The sequence below is a fragment of the Bacteroides fragilis NCTC 9343 genome, assembly GCF_000025985.1.
GTDB lineage: Bacteria > Bacteroidota > Bacteroidia > Bacteroidales > Bacteroidaceae > Bacteroides > Bacteroides fragilis.
Window position 1 is genome coordinate 3,722,343 of record NC_003228.3, and the last position, 17,811, is coordinate 3,740,153.

The following is a 17,811-nucleotide window of genomic DNA, read 5'->3' on the forward strand; positions in this document are numbered from 1 at the left end:
ATCTATAAATCCGGTTATTTCTTGATTCTCCATGTATAAAACATCAGATAGAGTACTCCGACCAGCATCACCGCTACCGCTCCGCTTTGTCCCACAGCATCCGAAGCCACTCCCATTGCCAGCGGGAAGATCGTTCCACCGAAAAGTCCCATAATCATCAGGCCGGAAACCTCGTTCTTCTTGTCCGGCATATAGAGCATTGCCTGCGAGAAAATGATGGGGAATACATTAGAGTTGCCAAACCCGATCAGGGCAATACAGACATAAATCATCGCCTGGTCCTGGAAAACGAACAACCCGAACATGGCGGCCAGCATACACAACACACTGATAGCGAAGAAGGTTTTAGCCGCCATCTTCTGCAAAATGAAAGCTCCCAGAAAACAACCTGCCGTACGGAAAATGAAGTAAAGACTGGTCGCAAACCCGGCATCCGCCAGAGTCATGCCCAGACGTTCCATCAGAATCTTCGGTGCTGTAGTATTGGTACCCACATCGATCCCCACATGACACATAATGCCCAAAAACGAGAGCAGGATGAAGGGTTTACCCAGCAAAGCGAGACACTGACCGAAAGTGGAAGGTTTGCCCTCTTCCGGTTCTTCGGTGATCTGCGTGGCGTTGAGTAACAAAATAGCGACTACAGCCACCACCATATAGATGGGGAACAGCACTCTCCAGCCTAAGTCGAAGGTAGGGATGGCCTCAATAGCTCCCCACATAGCGATATAAGGGGCTAGGAAGGAGGCGATGGCCTTTACAAACTGCCCGAAGGTCAGGGTACTTGCCAAGCGCTCGCCGCTCACGATATTCGACAGCAACGGATTGAGCGATGTCTGCATCAACGCATTGCCAATGCCGAGCAACGAGAAAGAGACCAACATCAGCAAATAGCTATCACCAAAGACCGGTAGCAGTAATGATGCGAAAGTGATCACCAGGCTGAGCAACACGGTCTTTTTACGCCCGATGCGGTTCATCAGCATCCCCGTAGGTACAGAGAAGATCAGGAACCAGAAGAAAACGAGCGACGGAAAGATGTTTGCCTGTGAGTCCGTCAGTCCCAAATCTGCTTTGACGTAGTTGGAGGCAATGCCCACCAGATCTACGAATCCCATGGCAAAGAAGCAGAGCATCACCGGGATGAGTTTCATGTAAGAGTTGTTTTTGGTATTTTCCATGATATGTTAATTTAATGAATGTCTCAACGGGAGGCGATAGAGGAACTACAACCTGTATATCTTGCACCGATCCACCTTGAAGGCTCCCCCACGACTGTAGAAACTCATCTGATTGTAAGGAGTTGTAGGGAATATCAGGTTCGTCATAGCAATCTTACCTCCGTTCAGGAAGATTTCTACCGAGCATTTATCTACAAAGATATCCAATTTATAGTTACCGGTTTTCTGCACCGGAGCCCAGGTACCCAAAGCAAAATCGTCTACATAATTAATAGAGTTCTGTTTCCGGCGATCGTGTGCCTCGATGGCATGCGGGGCACTGTCTTTGCCGAAGTCTACGATGCCGCTCTTCGTACGGTCCATCACCAACTTTTTCTCCGGAAGGCTGATGTAGATATCTACATTCTCCCCTTTTTCATTGAACAGCTTCAGTCCCATAATCTCGGCAGAGCCGGCTGCCAGTTCCAACTCTATTTCGTAAGCCCCTTTATTATCGGACAACAACGAATCGACATGATAAGCATCCCCCACCTCAAAAGCCGGAATCTCCCGGGATTCTTTACGCAATGACTTGGTCTCTTCCACCGGGGCGGCAGCCATATAGATATCCCCATCTTGTGTATAAAGGCTCAGTTCGCGGGGCAATGCATTGGCACTGCGGAACTGACGGGTAGGCACAATATTGGCATATTGCCAGTTACTCATCCAGGGAACCGCAATCGTACGGTCACCCGTATTCGAGAAGCAGACCGTCGCATAGTGATCTTTTCCCCAGTCGAGCCATTTCACCGTTTCGGGCTTATTGTCGCAAACAAACTTCTCTCCGTCAAAGTCACCGATAAAGTATTGGGTGGCACTTCCCCCAAAGTAACATCCCGGATTCACGTTGACTATCAGCGCCCACTTTTTATGGTCCGGGTTGCCGTCTACCGGAAGTTCTACCATATCTGGGCATTCGAACTGGCTGGGCTGAACCCCGTAACCTTCACCCCAACCGCTCATATAGGTCCATTCTTTCAGGTTCTCCGACGAATAGAAACGCATCTCTTTATCGGCCGACACCACCATCACCCACTTCTGATCGGGAGCATACCAGAATACTTTCGGATCACGGAAATCTTTCAGTCCGTCAAACGGAGTCAGAACCGGATTCTTTTCATATTTGGTAAACGTACGTCCGTTGTCAGTGCTATAGGCCATACATTGTATCTGCCCGTTTTTATCACTGGCCGAAGTGTAGAAGGCAACGATGGCCCCTGCCCCATATCCGGCCGTATTGGCATCATCCACTACTGAACTGCCGGAGAAAATATGTCCCAGTGTATCGCGGGCAAGTGCCGGCTCCAGATGTTCCCAGTGCACCAGATCCTTGCTCACCGAATGTCCCCAGTGCATGTTGCCCCACATCGAGCCGTAAGGATTATACTGATAGAACAAGTGATACTCACCATCTTTATATACCAGTCCGTTGGCATCGTTCATCCATCCGTAGAGCGGAGTATGGTGATACAAGGGACGGTATTGGTCTGTATTGGTCGTGTCAAAAGTATCCGAAAGCTTGAGTTCTTTCCAACACAAAGCCTCCTTCGGCAAGTGACGGATACGCACGGCTACCTCTTTCTCTCCCTTAGGCAAAGCAAAGGGAACAAAATAGTCCACTTTCTCCCTTGACAGGCGTACGTCCATGTCTACCGGAACCGAGTCCGAAGCAATGCAGACCTGTGCTTCGGGAGTCTTCTCCTCGACGGGCAAAAGTAAATACTGCGTAGGATTTGTAATATGAATCACCGTAAGGCTGTCGCCTTCCTGTTCAAATATCATTTTACTTTGTGAGCTTTGGCAAGACGAAATTCCGAGAGAGAAAGCCAAAGCACCGATCACTCCTCTACTTACATTCATAAAAGTTGTTTTCATGATAACATGGTATTTTTATTAAGTAATGTAATAGCCGTATTTACGGTGGCAAATATAGCGGAGATATCTGCCACCGGCTATTAATTTTGTTTCAAATTGTATAACGATTGATACCAAACTCCTGTCAGAAGCGGATACTGGCAGCCAGCTCCACGGTAAACGGACGAATATAACTGCCCGCCATCCAATGACCGTTATAAGATGCCGCATCTTTTTTGTCCACCAGTTCGGCACCGGCAATGCTTCCTTTAGCCCCGGTCTGATTCAGGAAATTGATAACCGTGGCACTCAACGCAAGATGCTTGTTCACCGTCCAGTTGATACCTCCGAAGGTTTCCCAGCGTCCGTTGAAATAGTAAGCATTTTTAATGTTGGCATACGTCTTGCTGAAGTAGCGGAAGCTGGCCCAGACTCTGAGATCATTCGTGATGTTATAGCTGGGATCCAGTTCGACAAGCACTTTCGGAATCTCCGTCACAATATTCCCTGTGGCATCGATCTCCCCCACCGTACCGTCTTTAAAGGTCACACTCGTTTCATACTTCTTGTAAGTCGGACTTTGATAAGTGAACAAGAAGTGGAAGTTGAAGCCCTTAAACGGCTTGATCACTGCATCCGTCGTCCAGCCGATGGTTTGGATGTCATAACTCAACGGGGCGGCGAGAATCTCAGTCTGGTCATTCGGATTAATCAGGTTCAGTGTCGAGTTGTTATTCGTCTTCGAGATATAAGAGAACAGAGAGGTCAGACTGATCCAATCGGTGTTATAATAGACCCCGGCACGTCCCAGGGGAACAGAGATTTTATCGGTATTGGGCATAGTGGCCGGTGCAAAGTTCGACAAGCCGGGACGCTGTGTGTTGTAAGTGAAATCGGCGGTAAAACCAAATTCACGGGTCAGCTTATAAGTAGCGGCGGCAGTAAAGGCCATGTTCATCCAGTCGTAGTCGAAAAGACGGGGAGTGATCCTGACTCCTTTATCGGACACAGCTCCCAGGTAATAATCCGGGAAACGGCCTACGGCATTCCCTTCGGCATCGTATACAGCCGCATTTTCACCTTCCAGGTGCTGCCATTCCAGACGGGCGCCATAATACACGTTCCACTTGGGCGAAATATCCCAATCGTGAGTGGCATAAACAGCCAGTTTGTTTTCATGTCCTTTATAATATTCCGAAGCATTCTTATTGAAATCGTAATATACACCATCTGTATTCCCTTCACGTACCAGACGTTCGGGATACTCCCCTACCGTATGATCGTACATGGTAGTATTCGAAGCATAATCCACCTTATAGTGCCATTCGTTCACTCCGATTCTCCAGGTCGTATTACGATAGGAACGGGAGAGTTCGGAGGTAGCGAAAAACTCATCGATTTTTCCCCGGTTAAGGCAAGACATGCGGCTCTGCACATATCCTTCATACGGTTTCAATGTACCGTCTACCGCTTTCAGGTAGTAACCGGCAGAGGCATCTTTCTGTTCCATGGCCATTGGAGTCTGGTAGACATACGAACCCAAGGCATGATCATACTTCAGATTGATCTTCCAGTTCAGGCCATTATCCCAGGTGTACGTGTTGAGCAAGGTCAACTGGTTTCCTCTATTCAAAGTGGCATCATAAAGATTGGTCTCCTTCAGTTCACCCGTACGCATGTCACGGTAGAGCATTTCGCCCGTTGTAGGCAGATAGGAACTTGTTCCGAGGCTGAATCCCGGTATTTCTTTCACGCTACCGTCGCCTACATAGATGAAAGGGGCCGAAGTCACTTCGTTGCTTGGCCAACGGCTGTTGCTGTAGTGATAGATAGCCGACAGCTGTCCGCGTCCTTCATTATAATTCTTGGTCAGGGCTGCTTTATAGATTTGAGTACGGTCCTGATTCGATGTAAAACGCAGTTTGAAACTGCCCGGATCAAAATTTTGGTAAACGCTTCCACTGTAGAACCATCCTTTCCCCATACCACCGCTGATATTAGCATCGAACTGCTGCTTGCCAAAGTGATTGGTACTATAATTGACGATTCCACGAAACTTTTCTGTTCCCAACTGGGTGAAAGAGTTTACAGCATAACCGATATTGCCGGTAGTAATGGCGGTTTCGGAGATTTTGAGCAACCCGACGTGCCCGAGACTGCTGTCTCCACGCCAGTGCGTATTTACATTATGCGGATTAGAGGTATAGACTACGGGGAGTCCGTTTTCGAGTACATTTACGTCTCCACCCGGCAAGCCGATAGAGATTTCGCGGGGACCATTGGCGCTCGAAGCGTTCAGCATAACATTACGATTGCCTTCTTCCTTTGATCCGGAAGCTGTTTGAGCAGATTCTTTCTTTTCCTGTGCAGCTGTGAAGCCCGCTATCAGCAAGCAAGCCAGCAAGCAAACAGCCCTTTTCTGGTTCTTCATCATGGTACTTAAATTTTTTAGTTGATTGAGATTGTTTTGATGCCGCAAAGGAACGCGGAATCCCATTTCCCAACTAAAAGATTTGTTTCAAAGGCTGCTAATTTTGTTTCGTCTACTATTTATCCTCTAATTATCAACAACTTACAAAAGAAGTAAAAAGATCTTTTTAGAATTATAAATACGAGGTAATTCCCTTCTTCCTTCTATTTGTTTATAGAAAAGCAGGTGAAAAGAAGATATCAGATATGTAAAATCACTTTCCCTTTCCTTCCAACAAGTCTGCAATCTTCTGTTTCAGGTTCAGTTTCAACATTTCATCGGGACGCAACTCGATCTCTAAACTGATCTTTGCATTTCCCACTTTAAACGGAGACTCTTCGTCCGTAGCAAGGGCATGCTCTTTCTTTATGGAATATAAAACAGCGAAATCATAATCCAGCGCCAACGACAAGCTATACAGGGTATCCGTATCGATACTTTTCCGTGTCAGCAGATAGTCCACACTCTGTGGTTTTACCCCCAACCTACGGGCAAGCTCGGCCTTTGTCACCTGCTTTTCGGCTATGACCTGTTTTATCACTTCACCTATGTATATATTACTCTTTTTCATATTCCAAATACCATTCAGTCTTTCCCAAAGATACCAATCACATAAAAATCCCCGACAGCCGTCACGGACACCGGGGAGGTATAAATAAATGGACTTATTTATTTATAAAATCGTCCACCCGGCCGATGGCCTATCAGCCGGATGGAGATAGAGGTCAAAACTTAAATCCGATCTTAAATGTCGGAGCGGCCAGCACACTGTAGTTGTGGCTGTCTGCCGACAGATCGCCAAGACCTGCTTGCGGGTTATACGTAGTCTTGTTGTACGTATATGCAAACGGATCAATCTGCGCACCGATATAGAGTGCAGGAAGAACAAAGTAGTCGACACCGATAGTCAAGGCGCCGCGAAGATTCCAACTCTCGGCAATAGATTTGCCCATAGAGGTCTCTTCATCATACTTCATTTCATTTTCACCGTAAGCAAAACCTACGCGAATACCTGTATACCACATCAGGTTAGGAACACGCTTGATGTTGAAATAACGATCAACACCTGCTGACACATTATAGGCGAACGACTGAGCATCGGCTACGGCACGATAATTAGGAATCTCTCCCATATTCTCGTCAGCCGAGTTATTCTTATTCGAATCGTCTATTGTGCCGGGAACAGCCGGATAACCGGGGTTATTCGTGAAGCTGACACCGCCACCCAAATTTAGTTTCCACTGATCTTTGAAGAACCAGCCTCCTTCAAAACCAACCATCAGCTTTTTGTCTGCCCAGTTGGTAGAGAGCGCTCTGACTTCATAGTCAGTCAGCAGCCCCGAAGGGGCTGTGACACTTGTGTAACTATTGTATCCAACAGTAGCTGCTACCGTAAAGTCTCCTTTTTTAGGAGTATTGTCTTTACTGGAGTTCTGTGCATTCACTGCAAGACACAGCATGGGTAGAACGGCCAACACTAAAAGTCTTTTTATTTTCATACGATACTTTTTTTAATTTGTTGTTTTTTGCCGTTACTATTGGCGATTATTTCTGTGCTTCGATAGCAGCTTCAATCTGAGCCTTCCAGTTATTTACGATTGCAGTCTGAGCTTCAATCTGAGTATTGATTGTTTCAATCTCAGCTTTCTTGCTGGCAATGGCGTCTTCTTGGCTATTGATCTGAGTTTTATAAGTAATAATCAGTTGTTCACAACCAGCAATACTATATTTCAAATCTTCAATAGCTTTATCAACATCGAAAGCAGAGTTTGCAGCACTTGCAGCGGTCTGCCATTCAGCTTCAGCCTTGGAAGAAGCTTCTTGTGCGGCATTCAATTCTTTAAGAGCTGTTTCCAATGCTTCCGCAAGCGCTTTCTGATCCTCAACCGCTTTATCATAAGCCTTCAAATCGTCACCCGAGAATGTAGCGATCAATGCGGCGAACTCCGCAACATCTGCTTCATTATCCGCTATTAGTTTTTTAGCTGATTCAATATTAGCCTTTACTTGATCAACTTCTCCCTGCCAATAATCTACGTCACTTTGATTTACCGGATCAGCCTTTTTAGCATTCTCTAAATTAGTTTCCGCAGTAGCTAAATCTTTATACAGTCCTTTAGCAGGAGTTTCCCCTGCCTTAGGAGTGCCCAAATAACTTTTATTATATTTCAATGTATTAGCGAGTTCCTGCTTTTTACTTTCAACACCTGAAGCATTCAATGTATAATATGGAATAGATTTATTAGCTGATAACGCTTTATTTTCCTGAGCATATACATTCCACCAACGTTTAGCTTCAAAAGTCTTTACACTGGCAACTGTCTTAATAGGATCTTTTACATAGTTTTCACCATTAGAATTAGGTTCCGGATAGTAGTAAGAATTAAATCTATAGCTAGCTTCTTCAAAAGCTTTGTTAGCATTGTATCTAGCCGTTTCTTTAGGTCCTACCAATGCGTTCACTTTATCGTATTCTTTACGCAATGTGATAGCCTTTTGTTCCAGCTCCGTCTTATCCACCTTCTCGTACTTTTCATACAGTCCGATCTGGAAATTATAGTTTGCTATATATCTCTCTTGACGGGCAATATTGATTTCTTGCTGAGTCTTAAAATCAACTATACCACTCTCCAAAGCAGTAAGTTCAGTGACTGCATTCAGTTTTCTACCGGTATATTGATTAAGCTCACCTACAGCAATAGAATATTGGCTATAAAGTTCTCTCAATCGTTTGTCGGCAAGATCCAATAATGCCTGCTGATCTTGGGCAGCTTGCAATTTTGCTGCGGCAATATCTTGCTCGGCTTTAGCCTTGATCTGCTCAATTTTAACTGCAAACTTTTGTTTAGCTTCTTCAGTCATTTCTTTCTGATATTCAGCTTGTGCATTTTTCAATGCCGCTTCTGCCTCAGCTGTAATTTTTGTAGCCTCAGCTTGTGCATTTGCCAATGCTGCCAAGCCCTTTAACTGTTCAGCTTTCGCATTACGTACCGCTTCTACCGATGCCGATTCGTCATTGTCTACGCAAGCACCCAGTGACAAAGCACCCAGAAGCACTGCAACCATCATGAGTTTCTTTTTCATAATCTCAATTTTTTAGTGTTAATAATATAAGTAATTCAATATTAGTGTAATACCTTAATTCTTCTCTGTTCTATCAAAATTGGCTATATTTGCCAACTGCCAATGGTTAACATACTTTTTAAAGTTCCCTTTAATAATTGGGTATATTTAATTGTTCGAAGCAAATATAGATATTATAATTATACTAAGCAAGAGTTAAGAGAAAAAAAATTCTAATTTTTCAATAAGGTTGAATTTTAATGGGATTTTATCATACAAGCCACATTCAAACTTCTTCTTCATGCGCCTTCAACACGCAACCCCAAAAAACACTTACGCGAATATAATCGTAAAAAAGCTCCCGGATAAAAAGAAAAAGAAACACAACTGCATTTACATATAATAAGGTATACCATATATATATCAGGCAGCTCCATCCTCCCATCTTCCACCTGCCTTTTTCTCAGTTCCATCTACTCTAATCTACTAACGTAGAAGAAAGTGCTGATACAACTTGTTTTTCACGCTCACTTACAGTCTGCCATTTTGTATTTTTAAAATGCGGAGAAGCGCTTTTTTACAGCCCAAAGGGAACGGATAGGATAAAAACGTGTGGATTTTGCAATAGTACAATTCACGCATCTTGTATTTAGAGGATATTTTGATCACAATAAAGGATTGTTGACGGATGTCGTAACAAGATCGAAGCCTGAAGTACCTGAATGATTTCAAAATGCTATTCGCATGCTACCCGTTTGTGATTGGATTCCAGAAAGAAATACCCTTTTTTTTATTCTATTTATTGTTTTTTCTACAACCTGACCTTGCTTTTTTGTCTGAAAGTTAATATCCTGAAAGCAGGAAGTTAACTTCCTGCTTTCAGGATATTAACTTTCTCTTGCCAAGAAGTTAGTTCTTTGTTTTTACGATGTTAACTTCCTGTTGCCGACTTCCGGATTTCATGGTATAAACAGGCTCAATATTTGCATTTCGCTTGCCGATCCACTCCTGTCTCACTATTTTTTTGAAAACAGAGAGTTATCCCAAGATCACTTTTTCCCACTTTTTAATATAGATTTCGAGATATTGCTTACATAATAACAATCGGTAAGTATAGATACCGATGCTACTTTCAATGGCTACCCAAATCCCTATTCAGACACCTGCTTTTATAGATATGAACAATTAATGCCCATCATAGCCTTTTCAACCTAAATTATATATTGGTCTAACTTTGTTTATGTCTTGTATTAGCTAACATAGTTATGAAGTACTCTTTCAAATTTCATTATAATATAGGTAAATAATATGTTTTCACACAACTTTCAAAACAAAAGATTGTTTCCCAAACATGTAATTCAAATGATCTCTTATGAACCAAAAGCGCAATCAAACCAAAGTCGTAAACGTGTTTACCGTATTTATGGTAATGCTGATATTGTATTTTATCGTGGGACTTTTCACCGTCATCAATCAACAATTCCAGATACCGTTACAAACAGCTATGCTGCCCCACGATGGTAATATCACCAATGCATTGGTGACAATGCTGAATTTTTCATGGTTTCTTGCCTATCCCCTATCCGAAGGATTCGGAACACGATGGCTGGAAAAATACGGATACCGAAAAACATCTTATCTTGCCTTACTGATACTTATCGCCGGACTGGCAATCTACGAAGCAGCTGTGCTTTTCCATATATATACGCCCATGCAGGTCTCCATCATCGGAAATCACATTTCTGTCGGCTTTTTCATTTTTCTGATCGGCTCTTTTGTGATCGGTGTAGCCGCAACGATCCTGCAAGTAGTGCTCAATCTATATCTCACAGTTTGCCGGATTGGTAAAACAACAGCCTTGCAGCGACAGATGATCGGCGGAACAAGCAACTCGATAGGTATGGCTATCGCTCCGTTGGTAATCAGTTATCTGATATTTCACGGAACACCTTTGCACGACATCGTGACGAAGCAGTTCATTATCCCACTGATCATATTGATTCTGATCATGCTGATTATTACTCTTTTAGTTGGTAAAACACAAATGCCTTCTATCGACAATGTACGCCAAGCACCGGGAGAAAAATTTGATAAAAGCGTATGGTCCTTTAGAAACCTGAAATTAGGGGTATGGGGTATTTTCTTCTATGTAGGCATCGAGGTGGCCGTCGGAGCTAATGTCAATATGTATGCATCCGAACTCGGAGGATCGTTCGCCTCAAACGCTACCCACATGGCTGCCTTATATTGGGGATTGCTGTTATTGGGACGCTTCTTAGGCTCCTTTATCAAGCAGGTCCCTTCCGAAAAGCAACTGGTGATAGCCTCCATCGGAGCCATCGTACTACTCGTGCTTGCTATGCTGACGGCCAATCCCTGGATATTGACATTGATAGGCTTTTTTCATTCCATCATGTGGCCGGCCATTTTTACATTGGCAACCGACCAACTGGGGAAATATACCACTAAGGCATCCGGAGTGCTGACAATGGGAGTCATCGGCGGAGGTATTATCCCTCTTTTACAAGGAATCTTTGCCGATGTGATGGGTGGCAACTGGCTTTGGACATGGCTGTTGGTCATCGCCGGGGAAGCTTACATTTTGTATTATGGCCTAAATGGATACAAACAACATTAAACTCTATGATAAACTTCATCAAACGGTACTCTGCCCCGTTCACCCCAGATTCCTTTGTTTCCATCCCGTATTCCACAGGCGATCACCATGTTCACTTCCGCCCCATGAGGCAACTTCAATAGTTTCTTCATTTGTTTGCTGTCAAAACCCTCCAAAGGACAGGTATCATATCCTTCGTTTGCCATGGCAATCATAAATGTCTGGGCAGCCAGTGCACAAGATTTGTGGACGACAACACGCATATCACTTTCGGAAACTTCACGCACAATGGGGCGGAAAAGGCCGATAGCCTTAGCCAATACAGATCTCAGGAGTCCCAGTATCCTAAAGAAGCGGGCATACAGAAACGGCATTAGCTTTCCATAATAGAGCTCTCTGTCTTTAATACGTTTTTCCTGACGTTCTTTGGGACTGTTTCGTCTCACGTTTCCTCTTTCAAAATCAAGCACGAACTTTGCCCGGATCCGGTATAAATCCTGACGCGTAACAAAAACAACAACCTCCGAAGCCGTTGAAGTTGCGGTCTGATCAAGGCAGGCTTTGGATATTTTTGCCAGCAATTCCGGCTGTATGACTTGATAAAACTCCCACAATTGCATATTTGAACTGTTAGGCGCCAATGTTGCCAGTTCCAGACAATGTTTCACTTTCTCAGGGTCCAACGGCTTCGTTTTATCAAACACCCGCACGGAACGACGATAATTTAAGACTTCTTCTAAATTCATTTCCTATAATAATCAAAATTACTTTTCGCGACTCAATTGCCGCATTACAACTTCTGCCATTTCTTTTGAACTGAACGGGTTTTGTCCCGTTATCAGGTTACAGTCCACCACTACTTTCGAGGTCATCGGAATCAATGCCTTCTCGTAGTCGGCTCCTCTCTTTTCGAGTGCAGCCTCAAGGTCGAAAGGTACTTCCTTTTTTCTCCCGGCCAAACTTTCTTCAAACCAAGAAAAGCCTGTGATCTTTTTATCTTTGATAAGATACTCTCCTCCGGACAGTTTAACATTCAAAAGCCCGCTTACACCATGACAGATGGCCGCTACTGCTTTATCACTCTCATAATGCTTTTCAATAATCGCCTGCAATACAGTATCGTCAGGAAAATCATACATCGCACCATGACCACCTGCCAAATAAACACAGTCAAATAGCTGTCCGGAAACTTCGGCTAAACTTTTTGCATGCTGCAATTCACGCCTGAATTCAAGATCATCCCAATAATCCTTAGAAAGTTTGTCCAACATCATCGGTTTTAGACTCTCCGGATCAACAGGAACATTGCCGCCCTTGGGGCTTGCGACGGTTATTTCATACCCTGCCTCTTCGGCACAATGATAGATATGGGTCAACTCACTGAGCCATAACCCTGTTTGCAGGTTACCATCGGCATACATATCGGTTCCGGTTACAACAATCAGCATCTTTAAAGCATCCATAATATATTATTTTATAGTGACGTGATATAGAAACGCACCTACAACCGACTTGTTATCTTGCTAACCGGAGTTTTAACTTTATTTTCGGTGGCTACGGTCATCCCTATTTTCAGTACACCGGACACATCATCAGAGAACTTCAAACTGCCGCTTCGCACATTCGTATCCTTCCTCATAGAGATCGGTCAGTTTTTGAATATCACGTTCAATGCGGTCCACCACAACAGGCTTCTGAGGACGGATGACAAGGATGTCCCCCTCCTCTTCCATACGCTCTACCATCTCTAACTGTGCATTGTACGCAGCACAACGCCGACTTAACGCTTCCCGCATCTTGGGGTATTTACGATAGACAAAAGGAGGAATACGGATGTCTTTGTTCTCTTTCCGATAACCACGATTCCGGGTGAGGACAACTACATTATTCCGATATCCGTCGTGTATGGCACGTTGCAAAGGAATTGAATCTACAATACCGCCATCCAGCATAGGGATGCCGTCTACATAAGCTATGGGACAAACGAAAGGAAGGCTGCTGGAAGCACGGACGATGTCGATTACACGGTTCTTATCCTTTTTTTCCTCAAAGTAATCGGCTTCCCCGGTCAGGCAATTGGTAGTCACCATCACATATCGTTCGGGCGAATCAAAGTATGCCTGATAATCGTAAGGAAGAATATGTTCGGGAAATTCCGTAAAGAGAAGATCGAAGTCCAGGATATTCCGTTTCTTGAGCAAATGCTTCAATCCGATATAATGGTACTTCTCTAACAAGTCGATGTTACTGTACTTGGCCCGTCCACGCTGGCGAGACATATACGAAAGCCCGTTGCAAGCTCCCGCAGAGACCCCGATTGTATAGGGAAAACGAATATCATGGTCCATCAGATAGTCCAGTACCCCACAGGTAAATACGCCGCGCATACCTCCTCCTTCGAGTACCAGACCGGTTTGATTATCAATTGTCATCTTTCAAAATAATTAGTCGTTAGAATTCAGTAATCAATACGAATCAGCAGTTGTCGGGTTTGAAACTTCAACCCTTCTTAGGCCTCCGGATGACCAACAGTGAAGGCAAATCGCGGAACACCTCTTCTTCTTCGGACAGCTTCGTATAAGATAAGTGACTCATCACAAGCAAGCCATCCTTCGCTGCCGAAGTCAGATTGGCAGCACCACTAAAAGGCTGCGTCCGGATCTGAGACGAATATTTTGCCAAGATCGGATCGGTCGATTGCCGGAAAGCTTCATCATCCGTATCAAAAAGGAAGAGATGAACCTGTGCTCCCCCTTCCAACATACTTTCAAGATAAGTCAACAAAAAAGCATCAATCACTCCCCCCAGTACGAAAGAGACGGGGGAGCTGCCGCTATAGCCACGATTGACAAAAACAGCAACCGGACATTTCACCTGCTCCATTACATCGTCTATCTTATCGCGAAACAGAGAGAGCCACAGCACCCCATTGCTTCCCGCAGTATCCGGCCTGTACTTGCTACCGGCTCCCAACAGAAACATATCGGGACGCTCTTTTCGTGCCAACCGGATCATATCCTGTACCAATTTATCGGTTACCCGGTAACGATTCTCAACGCTAAGTCCCAATTCGGAAGCTTTTTCGTCCACGAGGGAAAAACTATCTCGGGCATACTGTTCTGCATTCAGGGGGTTCAGATCCGTACCCACTGTAAAATGGGCAGCAACGACCTGGGCAGCTTTCATCTTCTTTCCGAACAATAAGAAAAAGATGGAAAGCAGGCTGCGTCCCGACTCCGGCCTGCCAAAACAGAAGACCAGCTTCAGCTTGGCCGACAAGCGTTCTTCACGACGGGCAAAAATCCGCTCGACAAGGTGTAACAACGGAGTCGTCATAAAAGTAGTTACCAATGCCATAATGACGAGGATTACAAAGATAGAAGGCGGAAGTACTCCCATTTCGTATCCGATATTCAGTGCCACCAGTTCCATCAGTCCCCGTGTATTCATCAGCGTACCGATAGTAAAACTGTCTTTCCAGGACTCACCTACCAAACGCGCGGCAACAGCACATCCTCCCAGTTTTCCTGCTACGGCAACCGTAATCAGCAGCAGGCAGACACCCCAAAGCGCCGGACTGTTGATCAATCCGATCTCGGTACGCAATCCTGTAAAGGCAAAGAAAAGAGGAAGGAAAAAGACAAGGGCAATATCTTCTACTTTTTCCATCATCACCTTGCGGAATCCGATGCTGGGCGGCATCACCACTCCTGCCATGAAAGCACCGAACAGGGCATGAATACCGATAATCTCGGTAAGCGTGGAAGAAATGATGAGAATCAGCAGAATCAGCGCCACAAATGTTTTGTTAATCACCTCCTGATTGGCATACACCTCTCCCACTTTCTTGAGGAAAGGACGTACCACCATAAACATGATAATGATATAAAGAGCCGTCAGCCCGATGGCGTAAAGGGCACTGGCAAACGTTCCCGCCTTGGCTATGGCGATGACTACAGCCAGCAGACACCAGGCAGTGACGTCATCATTGGCAGCCGAAGCAATGGCCAAAGTTCCCAAAGAAGTCTTTGTCATATTCCGTTCCTGAATGATGCGTGCCAACACCGGAAAAGCGGTTATACTCATTGAGATACCGATGAAGAGGGCAAACGGCAGAAAGGCGGTCTGGGCAGCCGCATACTCTTCATAAATCCAGTAGGATGCCACGATGCCGAGGAAGAACGGAACCAATATACCCGCATGGCTGATGACCAATGTTTCGTTTATCTTGTTTTTGAGTACGCTAAAGTCTAGTTCCATCCCGATTACGAACATGAAAAGAACCAGTCCGACCTGGCTCAGCAACTCCAGATTGGTAAGAGATTCGGGAGGGAAAAGGGCTTGAAACACATCCGGGAAAAAATAGCCTAACACAGAAGGCCCCAACACAATACCCGCCACAATCTCACCAATCACCCCGGGCTGCCCGATATGCTTGAACAGAAAGCCGAAAAGCCTTACCATCAGCAGGACAGCAATGATCTGTATCAGCAATATACTCAAGGGATGATGTAAGTTGTCGGTGACAAACTGACAAAACATAGTGAAAGGAGTGTCTTCTGCGACAGTTGACGATGCTACCGCATGGTGTGAAAAACGATCTCCCTCCTCGATAGCCATGTAAATAAGCGCCCCGAAAAGGAGCAACATAACCGCATAAATAAGATAATTCTTTTTGGCTCTCTGCATACAAGCATATTTTTTTGTGAAGTGTGTCTATGCAAAGATAAAACAAACCAAAATAAAAAATAGTTTTAGAGTAAGTTTAAATCTATTCGAAATAGTATTTTCACCACAGAGCAGACAAAGCAGGCGAAGACCGGGATGAAACCGATTCGTGGCGGCACAAAACCATAACCAACTCAAAAGCAGCACTATACAAATACAAAAATAGGTTTTAAATCAAAGGTATTTGGGTTTAAAAGGTAAGCCCCGTTAATTTAAAACCAACGGGGCAGTGCTTCGAAACCTATCAAAAAGAAACCTTAAACTTGCCTTATAAAGACCAAAAGGTATCGCTTTTCATTCTCCTGTTTGCAAATACATTTTCAAATATCGATTTTCAGTGAGCCCTGTAAAGGAATCCATTTGTTTCCGTCACCTGCTCCAAGTCGGAAGCCGATATCGTGAAATCACTTCCCGACCGTATCCTTTCCAGTACCAGCTTTCCGACTCTCCGGGCATCTTCTTCCGAAGCAAACCCTTTCCGTCCGGGAAGTGAAGGTATGTATGGCTGGCAGATCACTACCCGGTCGCCACAAAGAATCCGGTAACCATATCCGCCTTCATTCTCCGTTTCAATTATTTGGAGACTATACCTACAAGCCTCATGCCGATGGTATAAGAAGAAGGATATCAGCATGCAGATAGCGAGAGTCAGCCAAAGTATGCTCTTATTCTTCTTCATATTCATAAGGCTTCAACTCCCAAGTGTCATCAAAGTATGAACTCGATCCACTGCCGCCTGTCGCAATGATCCCCCGGATTCCGGTAGAAAAACAGACAGCATGGATGCGTGTACTGCCTTCAAACGCTGTCAGGTCGTCTCCTTCCCAAAGATCGGTTTCAGGATCATAGATCCAATAGTTCGAATAATAACTTCCTCCGGCAGTAGAGCCCAAAGTCAGATACGCTTTTCCATCGATCACAAAACTGACTCCGTAAGAACGGACAATAGAAGTATAATCGTCATCATAATCATCATCGCTGGTATTGGCAATATCTCTCAATTGTGTCCACGGCGTGGCGGCAGAAGGATCGAAACGCCAAAAGTCCGACACATCGGAATTGTTGTTCTGTCCTCCACAGACATAGGCTTTTCCATCGATCACAAAGGCTGTGGCTCCCTGACGCTTTTGTCCACCGAAACCATTCACGATAGTCCATTGCGAACCGGCTGCCGCAGTAGGATCGAATCGATAAAAGTCCTTCAAATAGTTATCATTGTAACCGGTACCTACATAGCCATAATTATCAATGCCAAACCCAAGGGCATAATAACGGGCTCCCCCTTTGAAGTCATCCATTTGCCGCCAGGTATTTGTCTCCGGATCGTACTCCCACGTATCGGCCAGATACTTCTGATCGGGATTGTAACCGGTAGTGATGTACCCTTTATTCCCCACCGGGAAACCTGTAGCGGCATTCCGAACCGTACCGGGCATATCGGCACGTTGCGTCCACCAGTCATTGTCGATGTCATACTCCCAGGTATCGGCCAGACGGGTTGTTTTCCCGTTGTAACCTCCACAGATATATCCTTTGTTGCCAATGGTGAAACCGGCAGCATCGGTCCGTGCCACCCCGTCGAAGTCCGAACGGCGGTACCAGACTCCTGCCGTATAGGAAGCATCTTCCGTACAGGCGCACAAGCAAAAAAGTATGGCACAGAGCACCAAAGCTCCGGCCCCCGACCTATTCGTTACTGTTTTTTCTATTCCAGTCATTCTTTTATTCTGTTTTTTTAATCGTTAATTACTGACCGCAAATGTAGGCGACATCGGTAAGCGCCAAAAAAAGGATCGACTAACAGGCACATTCTCTCTACCAACGAAAATGAAGTCGATAAATCGTTCCGATTAGTCGAT

13 protein-coding genes are annotated in these 17,811 nt (G+C 44.8%); 1 reads left to right on the forward strand and 12 read right to left on the reverse strand.

The genetic code is table 11. The features are described from left to right. Positions 1 to 14: 14 nt before the first annotated feature. The 6 genes from BF9343_RS15250 to BF9343_RS15275 all read right to left on the reverse strand — a co-directional run bounded on the left by BF9343_RS15250 (position 15) and on the right by BF9343_RS15275 (position 8,628). Positions 15 to 1,181 (reverse strand): MFS transporter, encoded by a 1,167-nt coding sequence (locus BF9343_RS15250; protein ID WP_005789635.1) that lies wholly within the window; start codon positions 1,179 to 1,181, stop codon positions 15 to 17. 45 nt (positions 1,182 to 1,226) lie between these two features. Then, positions 1,227 to 3,095 (reverse strand): GH32 C-terminal domain-containing protein, encoded by a 1,869-nt coding sequence (locus BF9343_RS15255; RefSeq protein WP_010993296.1) that lies wholly within the window; start codon positions 3,093 to 3,095, stop codon positions 1,227 to 1,229. 124 nt (positions 3,096 to 3,219) lie between these two features. Next, positions 3,220 to 5,508: a TonB-dependent receptor gene (locus tag BF9343_RS15260; protein ID WP_041926331.1), complete on the reverse strand. Its 2,289-nt coding sequence runs from the start codon at positions 5,506 to 5,508 to the stop codon at positions 3,220 to 3,222. Positions 5,509 to 5,758: 250 nt separating this feature from the next. Continuing rightward, positions 5,759 to 6,115, reverse strand: a complete 357-nt coding sequence (locus BF9343_RS15265; protein WP_005789642.1) for a helix-turn-helix domain-containing protein — start codon at positions 6,113 to 6,115, stop codon at positions 5,759 to 5,761. A gap of 154 nt (positions 6,116 to 6,269) precedes the next feature. Continuing rightward, positions 6,270 to 7,043: a BT1926 family outer membrane beta-barrel protein gene (locus tag BF9343_RS15270; protein WP_005789644.1), complete on the reverse strand. Its 774-nt coding sequence runs from the start codon at positions 7,041 to 7,043 to the stop codon at positions 6,270 to 6,272. A 46-nt stretch (positions 7,044 to 7,089) separates the two neighbouring features. Further along, a complete protein-coding gene (locus BF9343_RS15275) occupies positions 7,090 to 8,628 on the reverse strand; it encodes a DUF4082 domain-containing protein (protein ID WP_010993298.1) in 1,539 nt (512 codons plus the stop codon). 1,351 nt (positions 8,629 to 9,979) lie between these two features. Between BF9343_RS15275 and BF9343_RS15280 the strand changes: the two genes are divergently transcribed. Next, a complete protein-coding gene (locus tag BF9343_RS15280; protein WP_005789653.1) occupies positions 9,980 to 11,245 on the forward strand; it encodes an MFS transporter in 1,266 nt (421 codons plus the stop codon). On the opposite strand, the gene BF9343_RS15285 is transcribed toward BF9343_RS15280, so the two are convergent. The 6 genes from BF9343_RS15285 to BF9343_RS15310 all read right to left on the reverse strand — a co-directional run bounded on the left by BF9343_RS15285 (position 11,242) and on the right by BF9343_RS15310 (position 17,670). Then, a complete protein-coding gene (locus BF9343_RS15285; protein ID WP_010993299.1) occupies positions 11,242 to 11,970 on the reverse strand; it encodes a nitroreductase family protein in 729 nt (242 codons plus the stop codon). The genes BF9343_RS15280 and BF9343_RS15285 overlap by 4 nt on opposite strands. Before the next feature lie 18 nt (positions 11,971 to 11,988). Continuing rightward, positions 11,989 to 12,687, reverse strand: a complete 699-nt coding sequence (locus tag BF9343_RS15290) for a type 1 glutamine amidotransferase domain-containing protein (RefSeq protein WP_005789656.1) — start codon at positions 12,685 to 12,687, stop codon at positions 11,989 to 11,991. 129 nt (positions 12,688 to 12,816) lie between these two features. Beyond that, a complete protein-coding gene (locus tag BF9343_RS15295; RefSeq protein WP_010993300.1) occupies positions 12,817 to 13,656 on the reverse strand; it encodes a patatin-like phospholipase family protein in 840 nt (279 codons plus the stop codon). A 67-nt stretch (positions 13,657 to 13,723) separates the two neighbouring features. Next, entirely contained in the window at positions 13,724 to 15,913 is a 2,190-nt protein-coding gene (locus BF9343_RS15300; protein WP_005802769.1) for a cation:proton antiporter, read from the reverse strand. Between the two features lie 373 nt (positions 15,914 to 16,286). Continuing rightward, on the reverse strand, positions 16,287 to 16,637 hold the full coding sequence (locus BF9343_RS15305) for a DUF4907 domain-containing protein (protein ID WP_041926245.1): 351 nt from the start codon (positions 16,635 to 16,637) through the stop codon (positions 16,287 to 16,289). Further along, positions 16,618 to 17,670: a Kelch repeat-containing protein gene (locus BF9343_RS15310; protein WP_010993301.1), complete on the reverse strand. Its 1,053-nt coding sequence runs from the start codon at positions 17,668 to 17,670 to the stop codon at positions 16,618 to 16,620. Before BF9343_RS15310 ends, BF9343_RS15305 begins: the two co-directional genes overlap by 20 nt. Between the last annotated feature and the right edge of the window lie 141 nt (positions 17,671 to 17,811).